Source organism: Vibrio plantisponsor, assembly GCF_013041605.1.
Taxonomy (GTDB): Bacteria; Pseudomonadota; Gammaproteobacteria; order Enterobacterales; family Vibrionaceae; genus Vibrio; species Vibrio plantisponsor.
In genome coordinates, this window is sequence record NZ_JABEQC010000022.1 from 1 (window position 1) to 21,413 (window position 21,413).

At 43.1% G+C, this 21,413-nt stretch carries 20 protein-coding genes; 5 read left to right on the top strand and 15 right to left on the bottom strand.

Features of this window, described 5'->3' with window-relative positions; translation table 11 throughout:
* Positions 1 to 85 precede the first annotated feature (85 nt).
* From HKI82_RS19665 to HKI82_RS19675, 3 genes are all read left to right on the top strand, one after another.
* Positions 86 to 724, top strand: coding sequence for an RpiB/LacA/LacB family sugar-phosphate isomerase (locus HKI82_RS19665; RefSeq protein ID WP_102943072.1), 639 nt, complete (start codon positions 86 to 88; stop codon positions 722 to 724).
* 211 nt (positions 725 to 935) lie between these two features.
* Positions 936 to 1,865 carry a 2-dehydro-3-deoxygluconokinase gene (kdgK, locus tag HKI82_RS19670; protein WP_102943073.1) on the top strand — a complete coding sequence of 310 codons (930 nt, stop codon included), beginning with the start codon at positions 936 to 938 and terminating at the stop codon, positions 1,863 to 1,865.
* A 10-nt stretch (positions 1,866 to 1,875) separates the two neighbouring features.
* Positions 1,876 to 2,502: a bifunctional 4-hydroxy-2-oxoglutarate aldolase/2-dehydro-3-deoxy-phosphogluconate aldolase gene (locus HKI82_RS19675; RefSeq protein WP_171138941.1), complete on the top strand. Its 627-nt coding sequence runs from the start codon at positions 1,876 to 1,878 to the stop codon at positions 2,500 to 2,502.
* A gap of 218 nt (positions 2,503 to 2,720) precedes the next feature.
* On the opposite strand, the gene HKI82_RS19680 is transcribed toward HKI82_RS19675, so the two are convergent.
* The 6 genes from HKI82_RS19680 to kduI all read right to left on the bottom strand — a co-directional run bounded on the left by HKI82_RS19680 (position 2,721) and on the right by kduI (position 8,027).
* Positions 2,721 to 3,158, bottom strand: a complete 438-nt coding sequence (locus HKI82_RS19680; RefSeq protein ID WP_102943075.1) for an excinuclease — start codon at positions 3,156 to 3,158, stop codon at positions 2,721 to 2,723.
* Positions 3,159 to 3,284: 126 nt separating this feature from the next.
* A complete protein-coding gene (locus tag HKI82_RS19685) occupies positions 3,285 to 4,052 on the bottom strand; it encodes an IclR family transcriptional regulator (RefSeq protein WP_102943076.1) in 768 nt (255 codons plus the stop codon).
* A 193-nt stretch (positions 4,053 to 4,245) separates the two neighbouring features.
* Positions 4,246 to 5,553: a TRAP transporter large permease gene (locus tag HKI82_RS19690; RefSeq protein ID WP_171138942.1), complete on the bottom strand. Its 1,308-nt coding sequence runs from the start codon at positions 5,551 to 5,553 to the stop codon at positions 4,246 to 4,248.
* Between the two features lie 9 nt (positions 5,554 to 5,562).
* On the bottom strand, positions 5,563 to 6,090 hold the full coding sequence (locus HKI82_RS19695; RefSeq protein WP_102943078.1) for a TRAP transporter small permease: 528 nt from the start codon (positions 6,088 to 6,090) through the stop codon (positions 5,563 to 5,565).
* A gap of 76 nt (positions 6,091 to 6,166) precedes the next feature.
* Positions 6,167 to 7,156 carry a TRAP transporter substrate-binding protein gene (locus tag HKI82_RS19700; RefSeq protein WP_102943079.1) on the bottom strand — a complete coding sequence of 330 codons (990 nt, stop codon included), beginning with the start codon at positions 7,154 to 7,156 and terminating at the stop codon, positions 6,167 to 6,169.
* A 34-nt stretch (positions 7,157 to 7,190) separates the two neighbouring features.
* Positions 7,191 to 8,027, bottom strand: coding sequence for a 5-dehydro-4-deoxy-D-glucuronate isomerase (gene kduI, locus HKI82_RS19705; protein WP_171138943.1), 837 nt, complete (start codon positions 8,025 to 8,027; stop codon positions 7,191 to 7,193).
* Positions 8,028 to 8,413: 386 nt separating this feature from the next.
* Here kduI and HKI82_RS19710 point away from each other — a divergent pair, with 386 nt between their 5' ends.
* Complete coding sequence (locus HKI82_RS19710) at positions 8,414 to 9,352, top strand: DMT family transporter (protein WP_171138944.1); 939 nt, start codon at positions 8,414 to 8,416, stop codon at positions 9,350 to 9,352.
* Between the two features lie 94 nt (positions 9,353 to 9,446).
* Here the strand turns inward: HKI82_RS19710 and HKI82_RS19715 are convergent, their stop codons facing one another.
* From HKI82_RS19715 to pxpB, 4 genes are all read right to left on the bottom strand, one after another.
* Positions 9,447 to 11,366, bottom strand: a complete 1,920-nt coding sequence (locus HKI82_RS19715) for a sensor histidine kinase (protein ID WP_171138945.1) — start codon at positions 11,364 to 11,366, stop codon at positions 9,447 to 9,449.
* Positions 11,363 to 13,603, bottom strand: coding sequence for an EAL domain-containing protein (locus tag HKI82_RS19720; RefSeq protein WP_102943083.1), 2,241 nt, complete (start codon positions 13,601 to 13,603; stop codon positions 11,363 to 11,365). The genes HKI82_RS19715 and HKI82_RS19720 overlap by 4 nt, the downstream gene beginning before the upstream one ends.
* A gap of 275 nt (positions 13,604 to 13,878) precedes the next feature.
* On the bottom strand, positions 13,879 to 14,814 hold the full coding sequence (locus tag HKI82_RS19725) for a 5-oxoprolinase subunit C family protein (RefSeq protein WP_171138946.1): 936 nt from the start codon (positions 14,812 to 14,814) through the stop codon (positions 13,879 to 13,881).
* Positions 14,811 to 15,500, bottom strand: a complete 690-nt coding sequence (pxpB, locus tag HKI82_RS19730) for a 5-oxoprolinase subunit PxpB (RefSeq protein ID WP_171138947.1) — start codon at positions 15,498 to 15,500, stop codon at positions 14,811 to 14,813. Before pxpB ends, HKI82_RS19725 begins: the two co-directional genes overlap by 4 nt.
* 226 nt (positions 15,501 to 15,726) lie before the next feature.
* Here pxpB and HKI82_RS19735 point away from each other — a divergent pair, with 226 nt between their 5' ends.
* Entirely contained in the window at positions 15,727 to 16,629 is a 903-nt protein-coding gene (locus HKI82_RS19735; RefSeq protein WP_171138948.1) for a DMT family transporter, read from the top strand.
* A gap of 80 nt (positions 16,630 to 16,709) precedes the next feature.
* Here HKI82_RS19735 and HKI82_RS19740 read toward each other — a convergent pair whose 3' ends face one another.
* The 5 genes from HKI82_RS19740 to mtnA form a co-directional block, all read right to left on the bottom strand.
* Positions 16,710 to 17,666 (bottom strand): sensor domain-containing diguanylate cyclase, encoded by a 957-nt coding sequence (locus tag HKI82_RS19740; protein WP_171138949.1) that lies wholly within the window; start codon positions 17,664 to 17,666, stop codon positions 16,710 to 16,712.
* Positions 17,666 to 18,625 carry a response regulator gene (locus tag HKI82_RS19745; protein WP_171138950.1) on the bottom strand — a complete coding sequence of 320 codons (960 nt, stop codon included), beginning with the start codon at positions 18,623 to 18,625 and terminating at the stop codon, positions 17,666 to 17,668. Before HKI82_RS19745 ends, HKI82_RS19740 begins: the two co-directional genes overlap by 1 nt.
* 295 nt (positions 18,626 to 18,920) lie before the next feature.
* Positions 18,921 to 19,247, bottom strand: coding sequence for a PilZ domain-containing protein (locus tag HKI82_RS19750; protein ID WP_102943089.1), 327 nt, complete (start codon positions 19,245 to 19,247; stop codon positions 18,921 to 18,923).
* Between the two features lie 360 nt (positions 19,248 to 19,607).
* Positions 19,608 to 20,252 (bottom strand): L-fuculose-phosphate aldolase, encoded by a 645-nt coding sequence (locus tag HKI82_RS19755; protein WP_171138951.1) that lies wholly within the window; start codon positions 20,250 to 20,252, stop codon positions 19,608 to 19,610.
* 49 nt (positions 20,253 to 20,301) lie between these two features.
* Positions 20,302 to 21,408, bottom strand: coding sequence for an S-methyl-5-thioribose-1-phosphate isomerase (gene mtnA, locus HKI82_RS19760; RefSeq protein ID WP_171138952.1), 1,107 nt, complete (start codon positions 21,406 to 21,408; stop codon positions 20,302 to 20,304).
* Between the last annotated feature and the right edge of the window lie 5 nt (positions 21,409 to 21,413).

Sequence of the window (21,413 nt, forward strand, 5' to 3'; positions counted from 1 at the left end):
ATTGATTACGTTAACGTTAGTGAGCCTCATTGAAGCGAGCTAACAGTTTATATAATTTAAGCAACTACGGTTGCAGGAGATTCTGATGAAAATTGCATTGATGATGGAAAACAGCCAGGCAGGCAAAAACGCAATGGTTCTTAATGAACTGAACACGGTTGCGGGCCCTCTTGGTCACGATGTTTTCAACGTGGGTATGAGCGATGAAGCGGATCACCACCTGACTTACATCCACCTAGGTATCATGGCTAGCATCCTTCTTAACTCTAAAGCAGTTGACTTCGTAGTTGCAGGTTGTGGTACTGGTCAAGGCGCAATGATGTCGCTAAACCTACACCCAGGTGTTGTTTGTGGTTACTGCCTAGAGCCGTCTGATGCTTTCCTATTCAACCAAATCAACAACGGTAACGCTATTGCTCTAGCATTCGCGAAAGGCTTTGGTTGGGCTGGCGAACTTAACGTACGTTACATGTTCGAAAAAGCTTTCACTGGCCCACGTGGCGAAGGCTACCCTAAAGAGCGTGCTGAACCACAACAACGTAACGCTGGCATCCTAAGCCAAGTTAAATCTGCAGTAGCGAAAGACAGCATCGTTGAAGCTCTACGTTCAATCGACCAAGAGCTAGTGAAAACTGCGGTTGGCGGTGCTCGATTCCAAGAGTGCTTCTTCAATAACTGCCAAGACGCAGAAATTGAAGCTTACGTTAAGTCTCTTATTGCTTAATCGAATGCAAATCGTTTATCGGGAATAAATGATTTGAAGCCAACCAGCTCTGGTTGGCTTTTTTCAGTTAAATATGGTCGAAATATTATAATTTTTTATAAAGCAGCTGTTTTATATAACCATACGAATAGTTGTTTTATTTTTACGCCTTGTTTCATTACGTGCGATGCCCTCTTAAAAGCCATGCATGTAATACATACGGAGTTTTCCTATGAACCAAATCAAGAAAGTGGCGATCATTGGCGAATGCATGGTCGAGCTTAGAAAAAACGAAGGTGCAGTTGAACAAGGATTTGGTGGTGATACTTTAAATACTGCTGTTTACCTTTCTCGTCTTACTCAGTCTGCTGGCGTAACGACATCTTACGTCACAGGCCTTGGTAAAGATCCTTTCAGTGCTGAAATGCTATCTGCTTGGGAACAAGAAGGCTTGAATACCGATATGGTCTTCCTGTCTGAGAAGAAATTACCGGGTATCTATACCATCCAGACTCGTGCAGATGGCGAAAGAAGTTTCTTTTATTGGCGCAATGATGCGGCAGCAAAATACTGGCTACGTGATGTGCAGCTTGAAGATTTAGAAGCTCAGCTTTGCGAACATCAAATGATTTACCTAAGCGGTATCAGTGTTGCGATTCTTCCTGAAGATTGCCTGAAGTCGCTGATCGAAGTTCTCACTAAATGCCGAGCAAAAGGCATCAAGATTGCCTTTGATAACAACTTCCGCCCTGCTCTGTGGTCTTCTATTGAAGATGCGAAGAAAGTGTACACTGAGATCCTAAAAATCACGGACATTGCTTTCCTCACGTTCGACGATGAAGTGCTACTTTGGGGCGACAGCGAAGAGAAGCAAGCCATCGAACGCACTCAAGGCTTCGGCGTTGAAGAGATCGTGGTTAAACGTGGTGCCGACGCTTGTTTCGTTATTACTGGCGGTGAGCAATACACTGTCGCAGCGAACAAGATCTCTAACGTCGTTGATACAACAGCAGCGGGTGACTCATTCAGTGCTGGGTACCTAGCGAAACGAATTCTTGGAGGCAGCGAAGAACAGTCTGCTTCTGCTGGTCACCTAGTGGCTGGAACCGTTATTCAATACCGTGGTGCTATCATTCCAAATAGCGCAATGCCAACAGTTTAAGGAAGAGAAGATGAAAGATTTAAACCAACAACTATCTGAAATCAAAGTTGTTCCTGTAATCGCAATCAAAGATGCAGACAAAGCAGTAAAACTTGCTGAAGTTCTAATTGAAAACGGCCTACCATGTGCAGAAGTTACTTTCCGTACAGAAGCTGCGGTTCAAGCAATCAAAAACATGCGTGAAGCTTTCCCAGAAATGCTGATCGGTGCAGGTACAGTTCTAACAACTGCGCAAGTTGACGAAGCTATCGACGCTGGCGTTGATTTCATTGTAAGCCCAGGTTTCAACCCAACTACGGTTAAATACTGCCAACAACGTGGTGCGACAATTGTACCTGGCGTAAACAACCCTAGTCTTGTTGAACAAGCAATGGAAATGGGCCTACGTACTCTTAAATTCTTCCCAGCTGAACCTTCAGGCGGCGTTAACATGCTTAAAGCACTAACAGCTGTTTACCCAGTTAAATTCATGCCGACTGGTGGCGTAAGCCCTAAAAACGTTAACGACTACCTAGCTATACCAGCCGTTTTAGCTTGTGGTGGTACTTGGATGGTGCCAAACGATCTCATCGATGGCGAAAAATGGGATGAATTAGCAGCACTAGTTAAAGACGTAGCGAACGTTATTGCAAAGTAAACTGCGACCTTCCCTATTAAAAGCATTCAAAGAGTCCGTTCTTTGAAATCAATGTCGTTCGGGTATGAATAGATACTTATCCGAACGACATTTAACTTTCAGAATAGCTAACATATGTTTCGATTATCCAAACGGTAAGCCGCGTATAAGCCGAATATGTCGTGCCTTGTAACCTTAGGCAATGAGAAAACTTAGGCGCTCTTAGCCACTTATTGTGCTTACTTTAACTTCACAACTTTACCTGTTAGAGCAACGCCCGCAACCATAGTACCAGCGCCACATTGGAAAGTTTCTTCGCTTGAGGTTAGGTTGTTTTTATAGTTTGATTTGATATCAATCACGGCATTCCCACCCTCTTTTACCGCTCTGTCCTTCAATGCAATCATGGCTGATAAAAATACCCAGTCGCACGCTTCTTCATCGGTTTTATTGAAAGCGTTGGTTTTTTTATTGGTTTTGAATTCACCAAAATCTGAAAGGACTTTCGGGTGTTTCTGCTCACCAAAATAAAACTTAATGTCCGTACCCAATTTCGCTTTAGCGACTTCTGAATTCAACGCCGTTTCAATTGAATAAGATCCGATATCATCTCTAGCAAAAGAGTTCGTCGAAAAGACAGCTAAAGAAAACAACGTCAGTATTGCTAGCTTTTTCATATGTTAAATCTCCTTGATTGATATTCCCTAAATGCAGCCAGTAAAGTGCGCAAAAACTAAGTCGCCCTCTTTATCAAAACTGTAAAAAGGGCGAGCATATATTTGAAATGAATAAAAACGTACCATTTACGACAAGTTCTGATTCAATTTGCCAGCAAGCTCAATTAATTCGCGTTTGGTATTTTCTAAATCTTCAATATGGTGATGAACAGTGTTGGAATTCAGAGTCATGTATGGGATTGTAATGGTCGCTAACACATCGCCCAGCACACCAAAAATCGGCACACTGATGTTGGTGACACCTTTGATCTGAGGACTCTCACCCACGTAGTAGCCACGCTCTCTTGTCGCTTCAACATGGCTTAATGCATGCGCTTTTTCTTCTGGAGTTGCATCCAATCTGTCTAATACCGATTGGCGTTTTTCTTCACTGAGAAAACTCAAGAATACGATACCCGAACCCGATGAACATATATCAATGATAGAACCCAATCTCAGGCTGAAACCCATTTTATACGGGCTCTCATGACGCGCGATAACCGCCATTTCACCGTTACTGTATGCCGACATATGGCAAGACTGGTTCACCTTATTACAGATGTCTTCCATCAAAGGCGTTGCTCGCTTTAGAAGCTGTGCTATCGGCGGATGTTGGTTCGACAACGCAAACATCTTAAGTGTTAGCGCATAGGTTGATGTGTAGCTGTCATATTCAATGAACTGTTTTTCAACTAACACAGATAACATACGAAATATTTCGTTGATGCTTCTATCTAAGCTTTCCGCTATCTGCTTTTTTGTGAGTGGCTCATCTTGCTGAGCAAGCAGCTCCAGAATATCTAAGCCTTTTTCAAGCGCAGGCGCTCTATATTCAGTTTTCTTAACTGATTCCATTACTTTTTACTCAATACATGTGCGTGAAAACGAGCCGATAATACTCGAAATGAAGTTTGTTTGTCTCATACCGATGCCCGCTATTTTGAAACTGACATGGGTATAATTTCACTTTGTTAACAAGCGCACTCGCTCAGAGCCAAAAGAAAACAACCCCAGACTAAGCTGAGGTTGTTTTGATAAATCATACTAGTTACTTAATCAAACCCATCGCTTCTGGAAGCGTCATTGAGATGGCTGGAATATAAGTTACTAACATCAGTACCGCAAAAATCACGAAGAAGAAAGGTAGCAATGTTTTGATTACTGAATCAATGCTAATACCACTCACCTTACAGCCGGTAAACAGAATCGGTCCTACTGGCGGTGTAATCGTACCTAGTGAAAGGTTGAATACTAATAGGATACCGAACTGCACTGGATCCATACCTAAACCCATACAAATTGGCAGGAAGATAGGTGTAAAAATCAGTACTGCTGGCGTTGGGTCCATAAAGGTACCCACAAACAGCAAGATCACGTTAATGATCAATAGGATGATGATAGGGTTATCCGTCAAACCTAATAGCATATCTGCAATCATTCCCGGGATTTGCGTGAACGCCATTACCCAAGACATGATTGACGAAGTTGCCAGCATGAAGATAACAATTGCCGTCATTTTTGCTGATTGTAGGAAGATTTCTGGCAGTCTTCTGAAATCTAGCGAACGGTACATTGCGCTCAATAGTAGCGAGTAGACAACCGCGATTGCTGAGGCTTCTGTTGCTGTAAACACACCCCCTAAGATACCGCCAATTACAACGATGATCAGAGACAAGCTTGGGATTGCATCCACTGTTACTTGAACACACTCTTTAAACGTCATACGGTGTTTAGCGATGTAACCACGACGTTTTGCCATTACACCAGCAACAAGCATTACACCTAGACCCCAAAGGATACCTGGGATGTAACCACCCATGAACAGTGCAGATATAGATACACTACCTGCTACTGTTGCGTACACGATCAACGTGTTGCTTGGTGGAATCAACATACCTGTTGGTGCTGACGCGATGTTTACCGCAGTACTAAAACGCTTGTCGTAACCTTCTTTCTCTTGGATTGGTGACATGATGCCGCCGATAGCCGCCGCAGATGCAACACCAGAACCACTGATTGAACCGAACAGCATGTTCGATACAACGTTAGTTTGAGCAAGAGAACCAGGGAAGAAACCACTGACAATCTTTGAGAAGTTAATCAACCGTATCGCTATGCCGCCGTTATTCATGATGTTACCAGCAAGAATAAAGAACGGAATGGCGAGCAGAGCAAAGGAGTCTAAGCCTACGAACATACGTTGTGCTGACGTAACCATTGCACCTTGTGCAGGCAGGATAACCATCATTGCGCCGAAAGATGAGATACCTACAGCGATAGCAATCGGTGCGCCTATCACGAGGAAGAAGACCACACCGGCGAACATAATTAAGGCAGCTGTTAATGCTAAGTCCATGACTAACTCCTACTCTGCCGAAGAACGTAATTGCTTCCAGCGCTCGACTAGCTGCAATTCATTGTAAATAAAATAGAAAACCATTAACGCGCCGCTGATTGGAATCGCTGCGTAAATCGTTCCCATTGGAATTTGTAGTGCAGAATCTAACTGCCACATTTGGCGTGTTGCACTGCTGTAACCGCCGAAAATCATGATTGATAGAGCGAAAGTGACAATCGCCAGTTCGATAAACGCTTCAACGATGATTTGTGTTTTTTTAGAGAACTTCTCTTTGATAAAAGAGATAGCCATGTGTTCTTTTGAACCGAAAACAAGCGCACTACCAAACAACACTAACCAGATAAACAGGTAGCGAGAAAGCACTTCACTTACCGCGCTTGGACTATTGAAAACGTAACGAACAACTACTTGATAAGTCACAAGAACAGTCATTAGAGTAACAATGGAAATACAGAACCAAGAAACGATCTTGTCTAACCAATGTTTAACGACAGAAAAAAGTTTAAATAAGCCACTTGGAGTATGGTCTAACATAACATCTTACCTTGTTATGGCTAAAGCCGAAGGCTAATGAGGCCGAGCAAACGCTCGGCCATATTACCGGTGAAAATTATTGCAGTGCTGCAACTTTTTCGAATAGATCTTTTTGCTCTGGAGTCTTGATTAGGTCTTTTTGTAGAGCGCTGCAAGACTCTTGGAAAGGTTTGATATCAACTTCTACGAAAGTTGCACCTTTATCCATAGCTGTTTTCTTAGCTGTTTCGATTTGAGCATTCCATAGTGCGAATTCGCTTACTGTGCTCTCTTTCGCTAGCTTTTTGAATGTAGCTTGGTCTTCTTTAGACATAGTTGATAGGAAGTAGCTGCTTGCTACAACTAGGTCTGGAACCATTAGGTGACGTGTCGCAGAGAAGTATGGAGCCACTTCGTATTGCTTAAGGTCAGCGTAAGTGATTTCGTTGTTTTCTGCACCATCAAGAACGCCTTGTTGTACTGCAGTGTAAACTTCACCTTGGCTCATTGGAACACCAGTACCACCCATGCAAGAAAGCATCTTGATCATAGTGTCAGATTGCATTACACGGATTTTCTTACCTTTCATGTCTGCAACGTTTGCTACAGAGTTACCTTTTGTGTACATGCTACGTGCACCAGCTGTGTAAGCTGTTAGTACTTCAAAACCGAATTTTTGAGTAGATGCAAATAGGTTATCTAGTACGCCAGAAGTAAATACTTTCTCTTGGTGTGCTGAACCTGTGTACACGTAAGGCATACCGATTACAGCAAATGTTTTGTCGTAGTTTTCAACCAATGGGTTAGCTACAACAGCCATTTGAATCGCGCCGTTTTGTACTAGCTCAAGTGCTGCACGTTGGTCGCCTAATAGTTCGTTAGGGAAAATGTTTAGTTTGTAACGACCATCAGTTTCTTTGTTTAGCTTCTCACCGAACTCTTTAAGAGCTAGGTATTGTGGGTGCTTGTCAGATTGGTTGAAAGCAGCTTTGATTTCAGTTGCAGCAGATGCAATTGAAGAGTAGCTCAGTGCGCTACCAACAACTGTTGCGATAGCTGCTAATTTTAGGGCAGATTTCTTAAACATCATGTTTCTCCGTAGGATACAAATAGGTTTTTTGTTATCGAATTTCGTTCATATCAACGAAATCCATATCGTCGAATGTTTGGTTCTCACCCAACATTCCCCACACAAAACTGTAGTTTTGAGTGCCACAACCAGAGTGAATTGACCAGCTTGGAGATAGAACAAGTTGGTGGTTTCTCACTACGATGTGACGCGTTTCTGTTGGTTCACCCATAAAGTGGAATACCACTTGAGATGGTTGAACGTTGAAATATAGGTAAGCTTCCATACGACGCTCATGAGTATGAGCTGGCATAGTGTTCCAAACGCTACCTGGTTTCAGATGAGTAACGCCCATGCAAAGTTGGCAAGTTGGCAGTACATCTGGGTGTAGGTATTGGTTAATCACACGATCGTTAGCAGTTTCTAATGAACCCAACTCAACAACGCGAGCTTCACTACGCAAAATAGTGCGCGATGGATATGTGTGATGAGCAGGAGCGCTTAAACAGTAAAGTTTTGCGAAATCACCTTCCAATGCACGGAATTCAATATCTTGCTCGCCTTTACTTAGGTATACCGCATCCAAGTGTTCTAACACGTAAACACCGTTTTGAGTACGAACTTCCGCTTTCTCGCCTAAGTTCACAATGCCCAATTCGCGGCGTTGCAAGAAATAGTCAGTACCAAAAGCTTTGTTATCAACAAAGTCTTCAAGTTTAAGAACTGCATTGCTTGGGCTGATACCCATAGCCACTACACGGTCGATGTGGCTGTACACAAGTGTGATTTCACCTTGCTTAAACAATTCTTCAGTTAGGAATTCTTCTCTTAAACGATCCGTATCGTACGACTTCGCGTCTTTTGGATTGTTGTTGTAATTAATGTGCATAGCACCCTCCTTTAAGATGGGGCAAATTTAACACTCGTTTATATTTGAATAAATTCATTCATATTTGATTTGTGATCCTTTAGGTACTTTTGAAACACTGTTCCTGTTATTTTTTGAGCTAACGCAAACAAAATGCAGATAGATGAGGGCAAATAAGGGAGAAATCTGATTAGTAGTAAATAAGACAAATGATTCCCCCACTCAGGAATCATTGATTGATATGCAAAGAGACACTCAATTAACCACTAACAAATGAAAAGAGCATCTTTTATGCAACAGTGGTTAAATAAGTACACAATATGGTATAGAATCCATTATTCAAAAAATACAAACTATCGTTTCAAAAACAAACTTTTGATTTTTATAGCCTTTAGGTAACCTGCCATATGCCATCGCAATCAACCCATTTTTTCTCGCGACCAATGGTCGTATATGCCATAGCTATACTCTGTACTGTGTTATGGGGTAGCGCTTATCCAGCCATTAAAACTGGCTATGCTCTGCTGAACATCGAAGCACACGATGTTGCATCACAAATGGTGTTTGCGGGGCAACGCTTTCTGTTGGCGGGGATTTTCCTGATTATTCTGTCGGTATTGTTTAGACGTCACACTGGAACCATCACCACAACCAAAGTCCGTCAGATTGTTGTACTAGGTCTGACTCAGACCAGCTTGCAGTACATCTTCTTCTATTTGGGAGTGGCGTTTGCTACCGGTGTAAAAGCGTCCATTTTGAACGCGACAGGCACGTTCTTTAGCGTATTACTGGCGCACTTCATCTATCACAATGACCGCTTAACACAAAGAAAAGCGATTGGCTGTACAGTCGGCTTCTTAGGTGTGTTCATTGTCAACTTCAACCAATCACTGCTCGATTTTCAGTTCAGCTTATTGGGAGAAGGTTCTGTGATTTTTGCAGCGTTCATTCTCGCCGCGGCTTCAATTTACGGTAAGAAAATCTCTCAAGGCATTGATGCTATGGTTATGACGGCATGGCAATTGGCTATCGGTGGATTGGCGTTATTGTGTGTGGGCTATCTATTCGGTGGTCACTCTGGCGACTTTGATTTTGCCAGCCTGTCACTACTGATCTATCTAGCTTGTTTGTCTTCTGCGGCGTTTGCGCTGTGGAGCGTATTGCTAAAGCATAACCCTGTGAGCATGGTGACCATTTTTAACTTCCTGATCCCTGTTTTTGGTAGCAGTTTGTCTTCCCTATTTCTGGGCGAAACAATTTTAGAATGGAAAAACATGGTCGCACTCATACTGGTATGTAGCGGCATCTATTTAGTGACAAAGAGTCAAAAACCAAGTTTGCAGTAATCAATCTCAACTTCAACTCTGTAAGAAAAAGGGTTAAGTATTAGGCGTAAAAGAGCAGTACAAGCGAAGGCGAGTTCTGCTTTTTTATCTGCTTTTAACTGCTTGCCGGATTCGCCTCTTGTTCTTCTTTGTAGTGTTTCGGTAGCTTGATAATAAACGTTGTACCTTTTTGCAGCTCAGATTCCACTTTAATTGAACCATTGAGAGAACTCGTTACCCATTGATGGACGAAATGCATACCCAAGCCGGTATTACCTTCCGCTCGATTAGTGGTAACAAATGGGTCAAAAAGATTGGACAATACGTCTGGAGCGATGCCTTTACCGTTGTCCGAGACGCAAATTTCAACTTCACGCTCGTTACTGCATAACTTTGCGCTTACCGAAATCTTACCGCCAATTTCCTTTTTGAAAGCATGCTGCATAGCATTTACCAGCAAGTTTTGCAGAACATGAGAGACACTCCCCGGTCGCCCAACCATCTCAATCGGATCAACCTGAATGTCATATTCAATTTGGCTCTCTTTGAAGCGCGGTGACAAAGTGGCTAGCAAATCGCCAACAACCACATCCAAACGATATGAAATCACATCTTCGCTTACTCTATCTATCGCCAAACGTTTAAAGCTCCGAATGAGTGTTGCGGCTTTTTTCTGGCTGTTTTCCACGAGCTCCAAGCCAGTTTCCGTCGAGATTAAATATTGGTCTAAAGCACTTCTGCTCAACCCTTCCTCGACCGCTTGTGTTAATCGCTTATGTTCAGCCCTAAGCCGTGATGCCGCTAATATTGCAGTACCAATCGGCGTATTAAGTTCATGGGCAACACCAGCAACCATCATGCCTAACGCCGAAAGTTTGCGAGACTCCACTAGGTCATTTTGCAATAGCTGTTGCTGATTTAGTAAGTTTCGATTGTATGAAGCAGACTCTTCGATTTGCTTCTTGTCTCTTTCCTGCACTCGATAAAGCCTAATCAGCTCCATTTTTAGGTTCCATTCTCGTTTGAGTATAAAAATCCCAAACAAAACAATGGTTGCGCAGAGTGCAAGCGAGGGTATCAGTGCATCAATCTTCAACTTGTTCAATACAGAAACCGATGTAGTGGCGACAAAACATAATGATGGGCTGCGAACGATGTCTTCGGATAAAAGGTTACCCGTTAAATTACTACATTCGTAACTGGCAAAGCCCAAAGAGTGATTGAAACGACTGAAGGACTTTTGTCTGTTTATTTGAGACCAAATGTCTGGATTATGGGCTGCAATACTGTGAGTCGTTTCTTTGAGATCACGCCCCCATTCCAGTTTAGGGTCAACGTTCTTCAACCAGTAGCCGTCAGTATCGATGAGTTGCAGGTTCACTCTGTCCGAGTCAAAAGAACGAATAACTTCAAGCAAGCCACCGACATCATAATTAAGAACTAATAGACCCGTGTGAAGACCGTGAGTTGGTCCAGTTTTAATGGTTGCCCTGATCGTAGGTCGGAAAGGTACTTCGATCTTTCCGTTTTCGACGTTTAGGTCAACATTTGAGAGATATATCTTCCCGTCGCCTGCCTTCATTCCTTGCTCGACATAGTAACGGCGGCTTTTGTCCTGCAGTACATTCTCCTCAGCGACAATCACTTTGCCATTTTTGATATCCACCCTAACCTTTTCGATTCCATTTTCATCGAGCCAACGAACCTGCATAAGTGGGTCAACACTTTCTACGAAAGAGGTGAAAATACGTTTGATCAGGTCACTGTTTGGTGGCGTTTTCGAGGCAAGAGCATAAGTAAAAGCTGGTGAACGAAATAGAATCCGAATGGTATTTCTTATGTCACCTATATTTTGCCCCCACAGAACTTCCGCCTGTGCAATTTTTCGTTGCTGTTCAATTGCCACCGAATCCAAACGATTATTGATGTCGTTGCGATACAGTAAACCACCTAGCAGCCCACAAATTACTAAGCCAAACAACAACAACACTAAGATATTTCGTCGCGCTGACTGCTCTAATTTTTTTACTTTCATTCGCTACAATCAGATTCGTTTTGTTTAAGCCAATCCAACAACTCATCAACGACCATAGGTCGAGCATACAAATACCCTTGCCCAAGCGTGCAGCCTCTTTCTATCAAGGCATCGCGCTGAACATCTGTCTCTACTCCCTCCGCTACCACAGAGAAATCAAACAAACTGGCCAGACTCATCACCAAATCAACCACTTGCTGACTCGCCATATCTTCATGCAAATGTCGAACAAATGAGATATCTATTTTTATAGTATCTACTGCAAGCTGAGAAATATGAGAAAGTGACGAGTACCCAGTACCAAAATCATCAATGCTGATTTTTATACCTGCATGATGTAAATGTTCTAGCACTGGTTTAATTTCAAGATATGACTCCATAGCCTGACTTTCCGTAATTTCCACTTCAATTAAATCGGGATTCAGATTTTCTCCACGCACTAAATCCAGCAGTAAGCCGATATATTCTGGATCGGTCAGATCTTTCACCGTCGCGTTAATTGAGGTCGGCAGATTAATACCGGCATCTTCTAGCTGATGAAGTGCTTGAAACGTTAGCTTAGCTGCAATCGCATCCAACTTATTGATCAGACCGCTTCTTTCAGCAACAGGAATAAAAATATTTGGAGGAATAGTAGTTTCTTGTTTCTTCCAGCGCAGCAGTGCTTCCAAACCCACCGCACGCCCAGTTTTGAGGTCACACTTCGGTTGTAGAACGACATAAAACTCATCGCTTTCGATTGCTGCTTTTAAGTCCCCGAGTATCTGATAATCGCGCATCAGACTTTCACGGTATGAAGGCTCGTAAACCATGATTTTAATTTTATTTTCTCTTGCACAGCACAATAAGCTTCTCGCCATATGAAGAATTTGTTGAGCGGGATAGTCTGACAGTTGACTCAGCTCGACTCTTGCAAAAGTCAGCGTACAACGAACCTGATAATCGCCTACGCTGTGCGAAACACTCGAAAGAGTGACCAGTTCATCGTCTGACAAAGCGAAACTCTTGTTATACAAAATCGCAAAACGATCGGACCCCACACGAGTAACGACAGCCGACTCATGGAACGTTTCATTCAAACACTGGCAAACAGAGCTCACGAGCTCCAGGAGCGCTTGTTGATTAAACGAGATAGCATGGGTGTCATAGTCATCCAACTCTACAACCAGCATCTCCAACTGAGCCATATCATCTCGGTTCATCATTTCGAGTTCGCGCAATAACCAGTTACGGTTCTTCACGTCTAAGTCAACATCTTGATACGCCAATTTAGAGAGTTGATTCACCAACGCAATTTGCATAAAGCCAGAACTGATATTTTCACTGAATACTTGTAGTAAGCGAATATGATAGTCACTTAAGCACTTTTTACTTTCAGCTAATACGAGATAGTTATAGCTGCCGTGGTTGTCACCAGAGAAATACAGAACGGATAGATTACTTCTAAATTTATGATTTTGATGGGCGATAGACTCTCGGATAAGCTCTTCAAACTCTATCTTTAGTTTATCTGGCAGTATATCGCCTTGTTCAACATCAGGTATTCCATATGAAGCAACGATCGGTGCATTATCGATAGTGTTATCCTTATCCATCCGTAACACACAAAGAATGGGGTCACCGAAACCACCAAATAACCCGACAATCTCTTTGATAACGACCTGAATGAAGGTGTTGGTATCGTATTTACTGGCAATATTGCGAGATGCATCAACCACCAGTTGAAGCCCCATTCTCGCCTTATCCAGTTCATGCATAGACTGCCAAGAGCGAAAATTGGCAGCCGCAATCGACTTTAACGTCTCATGGTCAACTTCAGATTTATTCCAGTACTCATTGATATCGTACTGCAACATAACATCTTTGCGCGGAGCAAAGCCCGGCTGCCCAGTGAGCAGAATAATACGTATGAGTGAGTTGCCCTGAACATTACGAATCGTCTCGACGAGACGAAGCCCTGCGTCATCTTGTTCCATCACCACGTCAAGCAGCACAAGAGCAATGTCATTGTGCTGGCTTAATACGTACGCGGCTTCAGTTGCTGAACTAGCGGAAAGGACTTCAACGGGGCGACCGTTGACCTCTAAGTCATTCAAACTATAGATAAGTGACTGTTGATAACCATGATCATCATCAACCGTGAGTACTTTCCAACTAGGTTGAATGTCGTACTCAATAGCATTTATAGATAAAGAACTACTTGAGTCATCTGCAAAGACGAAGCGACCATCTGACATGATTTTAAAGCCTTTAGTTTATGAACCGGTGTGCGGTTTCTTAATTCTGTACCTATAAACGTCTAGTTCTAATTTTTTAAGGCTGCAAGTAATTACGACTAAATATGTATCAGCAGTCATATGCCAGCTGTAACATTTATTTAACACTTGATTAATTTATTGAGTCTATCCAAAGCACAATATCGCTGATAAACAAGGGAAAATATAGCATAGCTGAATGGCTTTGATGTCAAAGCCACCAATGTAGAATAGAGGATGCAGGTAATACTTTTAGGCTACAGAGAAAAGAAACGCATAAACTCGCCATATGCCTTTGTTTCAAGCTCAATATCACCGCGATAGAAATGAATCGTACTGCCCGGTCGCGCCTGAGCGAGTTTCATTAAGCTCATTCTCGACACGCAACCAATCTTTGGATATCCCCCAAGAGTCTGGCGGTCATTGAGCAAAATGATCGGCTGACCGTTAGAAGGAAACTGGATGGAACCGTAGGTTATACCTTCTGATATTACGCCGCTTAAATCCATTTGAACGGGCTCGCCTTGTAACCGAATACCCATTCGGTCCGATTTATCGCTTATCTGATAGCGATTGGCGTAAAACGTCCGCTTAGCTTGGCGACTAAAAAGGTGTGACTGATAAGATTCAATCACGGACAAACTCACTTCATCGGAGTATTTGGGAATAAAAAGCCTTGGTACCCAGTTAAATGGCTTGTCACCATTTGTATACGAGCGAGAAGCGGGTAATAGGTCGCCTTTTTGTAGTGCTCTACCCGGCTCGTCACCTACTCCACCCAATTGATTACGCACTACAGTTGCACTACTTCCAAAAACCTTCGGCGTATCAAAGCCGCCAGCAACCGCTAAATAACAACGAAAACCCGTTTTTGCATAACCAAGCTTGAGTGTCTGTCCTTTACGCAGCAAAAAGCTTCGCCAAGTAGCCATAGGCTCCCCATCGACGTGCGGATTGGTGTCAGCTCCTGTGAGTGACATGAGAATGTCATCGAGCGCTAAAAATGAGACGTTGCCCATGGTGATTTCTAACACAGAAGCATTGCTTGGGTTATCCAGCAATTGATTAGCCCAACAGTGCGAATGAAGATCTGCCGGCCCACCAGCGCTTAACCCATGACGAGCCACACCGTATCGGCCTAAATCCTGAATAAGACTTAACATGCCTGACGACATAACTTGCAAACCGCTCATACAACACCTCCAAGATCCAAAAACTTCTCCCTTGAAATAGGTTCGAAACGCACTTTATCCCCCACTTCAAATGGCATCATTGGTTCGCTGTTGATATTGAACAACTCAACTGGACAATTACCAATAATCTTCCAGCCACCCGGTGTTTCTTGAGGGTAAATGGCCGTTTGTTGATCTGCAATTCCTACACTGCCTTTCGCTACTTTCAAACGCGGTTTTGCATGGCGTGGCGTGGCAATTTGCGCGTCAACCTTTCCCAGAAAAGCAAAGCCCGGCGCGAAACCTATTGCGCAGACGGTATATTCTCTCTGACTGTGAAGTTGTATGACTTGCTCAACACTTAACTGCTTTTCCTCAGCTAAATCCTGCAAATCCGGCGCAACTTCGGGGTGATAGTAAACGGGAAAAGTCACTATTTTGGACTTCGATGACAAGATATCGCTGTTGGCGATTTTGTCCGCTTGCCTTTGACACCACTTGGTCAACTCTTGAACATCGACTTTCAGAGGATGGTATTCGATCAACAGCGTGGTGTATGAAGGAACCACTTCATAGATTTTGCCTTGATATCTTTCCTGCACCATTTGACTAAACGCAGCAATTCGCTCTATCAACTGCAAATCAATCGAATGACCAAAATAGATAATTACACTTGTTTCGGAAACCCGACAAACCTCTACCTTCATTGGTCATTTACTCTTGTCAGTTCCAACTTCATTACAGATTTTCCCTATCTCAAAAACTCGTCAGATTCGTTCTTTACGCGCTGTATGTCTTCAAAATCGTAATGACTTTTAACATGTTGTCAATTTGTTTAGATATGGTTATTGTGAACACGAAGACACAGAGTCTTTGGCGTGACAAGCCTCACGAGCAGTACGCTCTTTATAAGTGAATTAACGGATTAATAAGATGCAGGTTCATGCAAAGCACTATCTGATGCTTCTATTTCTAGCGGCGATTTGGGGAAGTTCGTTCCCTTTCCTTAAGATAGCTCTAGAAAGCTACTCTCCCATATTGACGGTTGCTATGCGTTTAACTCTATCTGCCATCGCTATGTCCCTGTTTATCTGGGCTTTTAAATTGCGTATTCCGGCTAAGTTAAAGGTCTGGAAGCACTATGCTGTCGTGGCGGTTATCGGCAATATTGTTCCATTCTTTTTGATTACCTGGGGAGAGCAATACATAGATGCCGCGTTGGCTTCTGTGCTCATGGGGTTAATTCCTCTCGCGACCTTAATCTTTGCTCATTACCTAACGGATGATGAGAAAATGTCGTTGAATAAACTACTGGGTGTAGTGCTCGGCGGCGGCGGTGTGGTGGTGCTGATCGGTGTCGATGCTCTGCAAGGTTTTGGCGCGCATATTTTGGCACAACTGGCGGTTATCTTTGCGGCTTGCTGTTATGGTTTATCGGCTGTTTACGCTCGCAGAAGTAAAATTACCCAATATCACCCTCTCGCAAATGCGGCTGGTATTTTAATTTGCTCTGCGGTGTTCTCTTTGCCGATTGCGCTACTGGTTGATGACGTCAGCACCTTCACTTTTAACGTTCGCTCTCTTTCCGCACTATTGGTTTTGGCGCTGGCCTGTACCTGTTTTGCCTACTTCTTACTCTACAACTTGCTGGCGCAAGTAGGAGCGACTTTCACTTCGTTCAATAACTATCTTGTGCCTGTATTTGGCATGATCATCAGTGTAATTTTGCTGGGAGAGCCAATAAACTCTTCCACCTATACTGCACTAACATTGATATTTATTGGACTACTTCTATCCCAGAAGAAATCAAAACGACTCAGTTTAATGTCCAGATAACACGAATTGAAAAAACCAAACCGCCTCTTACATCACCTGTAGATCCGGTTTGGCTTTTGATTTAGCTTTTGAATAAGACCCTATGCGAACACTGTGGTTTGATTTCGTCCTTGCCCTTTTGATTCGTACAGCGCTTTATCTGCATGTTCTAGCCATTCCGAATGTGTACGAAACTTCTTATTAAACGCGCAAACGCCAAGACTGATGGTGTATCGGATTTCACCTTGCTCGGTACTGACAACCTCGGCTTCGATTCGCTTACGCAACCTTTCAGCAAAATACCTCGCTTGGTCAACAGTGGTGTTTGGCAACAGCACAGTGAATTCCTCACCACCATAGCGGCCACAATGATCGGAAGCTCTCGCTGTCTTACGCAACACCTCCGCGGTTTTGCGAATAACATCATCACCAGCAGCATGGCCAAAAGTATCATTGACCTTCTTGAAATGGTCGATATCAAAAATAACCAATGACGCAGGAGCTTCAGTCGCAATGATTTTCTCGTACTTTTTCATCAGTAGAGACTCCCAATAAGAGCGGTTGAGTAATTGCGTCAGACCATCGGTGCGACTCATGTTTGATAAATGCTGATTTGATTGCTCTAAATGCAGCTTATTCTTCGCAATATCAGAGACATCCTGAATCATGATACACACATGAGAGACATCACCATTGAGCGATTTCAACGGAGTGACCACCATGTTCTGATACATGATGGTACTTTTGTTGGTGTAAGGTGAGTAGTTTTTAAACTGAAAGACGTAAGGTCTGTCTTCCCATCTGGAGAAGGTTCTTGTGTCTAGTTTGACTGCCGCATCTATTTTAGCTTTGAGCCACTCTTCAGGGAGATCAGGTACGACTTCAAACAGGTTCTTAGCCATAATTTTTGTCGATATGACTCCAGAGTAGTTCTGCATGAAACTATTCCAGAGGCACACTTCGTAATTGACATCCAGCACCACCAATCCAACGTCAATAGTGTCTAACGCTTGGATTCCCCAATGGAAATCCCGCACATTTACAGTCAATTTCGGCATTAAAAAGATTCCATCAGTTTATCGATTACTTTTACGGATTCCATGTCTATCAGCAGCAAGATGTCGCACTGGAAATCGAGATTTTCAGCAGAATAAGAAAACTCGACCGTAAATGCAGACTTGGTGACCTTTTGCTGTGAAAGCAGCTCCTTTTCGTAGCTATTAATTAAAACTGGCTGACGAAGAGTAAAGCTGACCATGATAAGTTCCGCCAATACACGCAGAAACGTCGATACCGCTAGGTTGGAGATGTTAAGTAATGATTCGTTGCTGTTTGCATCTTGCAGCGGATAACCGAGACGCTCACCCACTTTGGCGAATTCTTTTCCTCTGATAGTCACCAGAGACTCACCGTGAATGCCTGCGCCTGTGAACCGCTGTGTAACAGCATTCACATTGTCTCGATATAAAACATCGTGAACGGCCATCTCCAGCTCTGATGGAACCAATACACCTACCGTAGGCAAAGGCATGTTAATAAAATCTCCAACGCTCTCTGAAATCAAAGCAACACAACGACCTAGCGCGATATTGGTCAGCTCTCTAAATTTCGAATCAGAGTCAATATAGGGTTCTGAAGTTATGCTTTTATGAATGGAGTTTTTAACATGACAACCTTTGAAAACAGCCTCTAGCTGCTCGATTTTAAAAGGCTTTTCGATGAAATCAGACGCGCCCAATGCAAAACAACGTTCTTTGGCCGCTTTCTGCACATCACCAGAGATAATAACGACTTTGGTCGGATATGAATTAACAGGTAGCATTCCCAACACGTCATAACCGTCCATCACTGGCATAGTCAGATCGAGGAACAGAACATCAATTCGATTATGAGCGAGTACACTTAGTGCTTCTCTGCCATTTTCCGCAAAAAAAATCTCAATATCGTAAAAATTAACAAGAGTCCGACTTAAGGATTTTCGAGCTAATGCAGAGTCATCACAGATTAAAACGTTCATAGTTTAATGTTACACATTGGGCCATTCGTTAAAACTGTTAAATAATACTCACATTAGAAAGTCATCTTCAATGCCGAAACACCGTCGTCAATAATCAGAAATTCCTTATTTTAAACTAAGGAATTAGATAAAAAATGAACTAAAGTCTTTCTGACAAAGGGTTATAGCACGCTGAAATTGTTCAGCATTTAGCTTTCGCTAATTGAATAAATTTGCATAGAGTATCATTTTTAAGACACCAGCTTTGCGATTTTTCTGACTAGGGTAACTAAATATCGAACCAAATCTGATTGATTTATAAATTAGTTAAGTACGCTATGTCTTCGTCAGAAATTTCATTCCCTTCTTGCACCATAAATCCGCACATATAACCGCCATCCCTTTCGTGCCGCCATACCACTTTGCCTTTGACGCCTTCCTGTAATGCGTCAATGCGAATAGTCGCATTCGAAAGTTTTAGATAATCCTTAGTGAACAGCTTCATACCGTGATTAGAAACATCGATAACTTGAACTTGGATGACAGGCTTAAACCAACGATTAAACAAACAAGAGGCGGGAACCGTTTTTTCAAGTTCAATACGGGAAGACTTTCGTCGGTTGGTAAAGGATGTGACTGACACGGCGTTACTCTAGATTTGGCTATTAAAATTAACTGCGAAGTTTTCACTCTGCACTGAATAAACTTTAGTTGCTGGTTTAAATGGGCGCTACACCATATAGATTAAAGTGTAGGATGTAGAGGTGAATGTTCTACTCTTTTTGTCGGAAGCATCCGAATACAGGCAAAGAGTGTAATACAAGTACAATTAGACGTTAACTGCTAAGAGATAATACCGAACAGCCATCGCTTTGAAGCCCCCCCCTGTTGACGCCACCCTGATAAACAGGTTTGTTTTCACGATAACTTTAACTTTGAGATAGTATCAGGACAGTAGAAACAACAAAGCCCGCTAAAAAGCGTGCTTTGTTGTTAAAACTCATTAGTCTGACTTTAAACCATAGGTTTTAAACTTATCCAGTACTGTTCTCATCTCCTGATCATATAAAACCGGCACCTTTTCACTCACTGACGAAACTTTCAAATAAAGGCTCGCCAGCACTTCGACTTCGTTCGCCAACCACAGCGCTTTTTCCAAGTTCACTTCCATCGCTATCATGCCGTGATGCTGCATCAAAATAGCTTTGCTTTGACGCATACCCTCTGTGACATAATCGGCAAGATCTTGAGTACCGAATGTCGCGTAAGGAATGCACGGCACATGATCCGTCCCTGTCACCGCCACCATATAATGCAGCGCAGGAATGGCTACATTGAGGATAGAAACCGCGGTTGAGTTTACCGCATGGTTGTGAACCACTGCATTAAGCTCCGGTCGGGCCAAGTAGCAAGCAAGGTGAAAATGCCATTCACTCGAAGGGACTTTACCCGCTTCGTAGACGCCATTTTCATCAACGTAAACAATCATGTCAGGCGTTAATTTGCTGTAGGGAATACCACTTGGCGTAATCAGCATCCCTTCTTGATAGCGCGCACTGACGTTACCAGACGTTCCCTGATTTAGTCCAAGCGCATTCATTTCCAAGCAGGTATCGATAATTTGTTGTGCAAGTTGTTCTCTGTTCATCACAGCGTCCTTAAAGAAAAGGAGCCTGTCGGCTCCATATTAAAGCAGACTAAGCAATTTCTGGGGCTTTGAGGTCAGCAAACATGGCGGACAGTGCACTCTCTGTTGCTTCACAAACACCGCGTTCGGTAATAAAACCCGTCACATATTTGGCTGGGGTAACGTCAAACGCATAGTTTCCACATTCCGTTCCCTTAGGAGCCGTATTGACCCAGCTCAACTTGCCAGACGGGTCGATACCATACACATGAGATTGCTCTTCGCCGGAGCGTTGCTCGATAGGAATTTCTTTAACGCCATCATAAACAGTCCAGTCTATCGTTGGTGATGGCAGAGCCACATAAAATGGAACCTTGTTGTCATGAGCAGCTAACGCTTTCAAATAGGTGCCGATTTTATTACACACATCGCCTTTCGCAGTGGTTCTATCCGTACCGACAATACACAGATCCACTTCGCCATGTTGCATTAAGTGCCCACCGACGTTATCCGCGATCAAGGTATGAGGAACGCCATGAGAGCCAAGCTCGAACGCCGTTAGCAATCCTTGATTACGAGGTCGAGTTTCATCTACCCAAACATGGACTTTAATACCCGCTTCATGCGCTTTGTAGATCGGAGAAATCGCTGTACCCCAGTCTACCGTTGCTAACCAACCCGCATTGCAATGGGTAAGAATATTGACGGTGCTACCTTCTGGCTTGTTACTGGCGATTTGTTTGATGATTTCTAAACCATTTTCACCAATGCTCTCACATAACTGAACATCTTCATCAGCGATATGAGCCGCCAGTTGATAAGCAATGGTTTGGCGATCTTCAACGGACTTATGTTTTAGCTCTGCAAACACTCGATCCAACGCCCATTTGAGATTGATGGCTGTCGGGCGTGTATCAATCAACACGTCATAGCATTTTTGCAAATGCTCATCGCTGGCATCTTCTTTCATTCCCAATGCCATTCCATAAGCAGCAACCGCACCAATAAGCGGAGCTCCCCTCACCCACATATCTTTAATCGCCTTAGCTGCTTGTTCCATAGATGTAAGAGAGATGACTTGAACATCAAATGGCAGCTTGGTTTGATCGAGAATTTCTACCGACCAACCATCTTGACCCAGCCATACAGTACGTTGGTGTATTCCATTAATTTTCATAGTGA

Bases quoted from the DNA above. Each gene is read 5' to 3' on its own strand.
- HKI82_RS19745 (WP_171138950.1), bottom strand. From the start codon at position 18,625: ATGAACGTTTTAATCTGTGATGACTCTGCATTAGCTCGAAAATCCTTA.
- mtnA (WP_171138952.1), bottom strand. From the start codon at position 21,408: ATGAAAATTAATGGAATACACCAACGTACTGTATGGCTGGGTCAAGAT.
- kdgK (WP_102943073.1), top strand. From the start codon at position 936: ATGAACCAAATCAAGAAAGTGGCGATCATTGGCGAATGCATGGTCGAG.
- HKI82_RS19715 (WP_171138945.1), bottom strand. From the start codon at position 11,366: ATGAAAGTAAAAAAATTAGAGCAGTCAGCGCGACGAAATATCTTAGTG.
- HKI82_RS19700 (WP_102943079.1), bottom strand. From the start codon at position 7,156: ATGTTTAAGAAATCTGCCCTAAAATTAGCAGCTATCGCAACAGTTGTT.
- HKI82_RS19695 (WP_102943078.1), bottom strand. From the start codon at position 6,090: ATGTTAGACCATACTCCAAGTGGCTTATTTAAACTTTTTTCTGTCGTT.
- HKI82_RS19755 (WP_171138951.1), bottom strand. From the start codon at position 20,252: ATGAACAGAGAACAACTTGCACAACAAATTATCGATACCTGCTTGGAA.
- HKI82_RS19665 (WP_102943072.1), top strand. From the start codon at position 86: ATGAAAATTGCATTGATGATGGAAAACAGCCAGGCAGGCAAAAACGCA.
- HKI82_RS19735 (WP_171138948.1), top strand. From the start codon at position 15,727: ATGCAGGTTCATGCAAAGCACTATCTGATGCTTCTATTTCTAGCGGCG.
- HKI82_RS19685 (WP_102943076.1), bottom strand. From the start codon at position 4,052: ATGGAATCAGTTAAGAAAACTGAATATAGAGCGCCTGCGCTTGAAAAA.
- HKI82_RS19720 (WP_102943083.1), bottom strand. From the start codon at position 13,603: ATGTCAGATGGTCGCTTCGTCTTTGCAGATGACTCAAGTAGTTCTTTA.
- HKI82_RS19740 (WP_171138949.1), bottom strand. From the start codon at position 17,666: ATGCCGAAATTGACTGTAAATGTGCGGGATTTCCATTGGGGAATCCAA.
- pxpB (WP_171138947.1), bottom strand. From the start codon at position 15,500: ATGAAGGTAGAGGTTTGTCGGGTTTCCGAAACAAGTGTAATTATCTAT.
- HKI82_RS19675 (WP_171138941.1), top strand. From the start codon at position 1,876: ATGAAAGATTTAAACCAACAACTATCTGAAATCAAAGTTGTTCCTGTA.
- HKI82_RS19725 (WP_171138946.1), bottom strand. From the start codon at position 14,814: ATGAGCGGTTTGCAAGTTATGTCGTCAGGCATGTTAAGTCTTATTCAG.
- HKI82_RS19690 (WP_171138942.1), bottom strand. From the start codon at position 5,553: ATGGACTTAGCATTAACAGCTGCCTTAATTATGTTCGCCGGTGTGGTC.
- HKI82_RS19680 (WP_102943075.1), bottom strand. From the start codon at position 3,158: ATGAAAAAGCTAGCAATACTGACGTTGTTTTCTTTAGCTGTCTTTTCG.
- kduI (WP_171138943.1), bottom strand. From the start codon at position 8,027: ATGCACATTAATTACAACAACAATCCAAAAGACGCGAAGTCGTACGAT.
- HKI82_RS19710 (WP_171138944.1), top strand. From the start codon at position 8,414: ATGCCATCGCAATCAACCCATTTTTTCTCGCGACCAATGGTCGTATAT.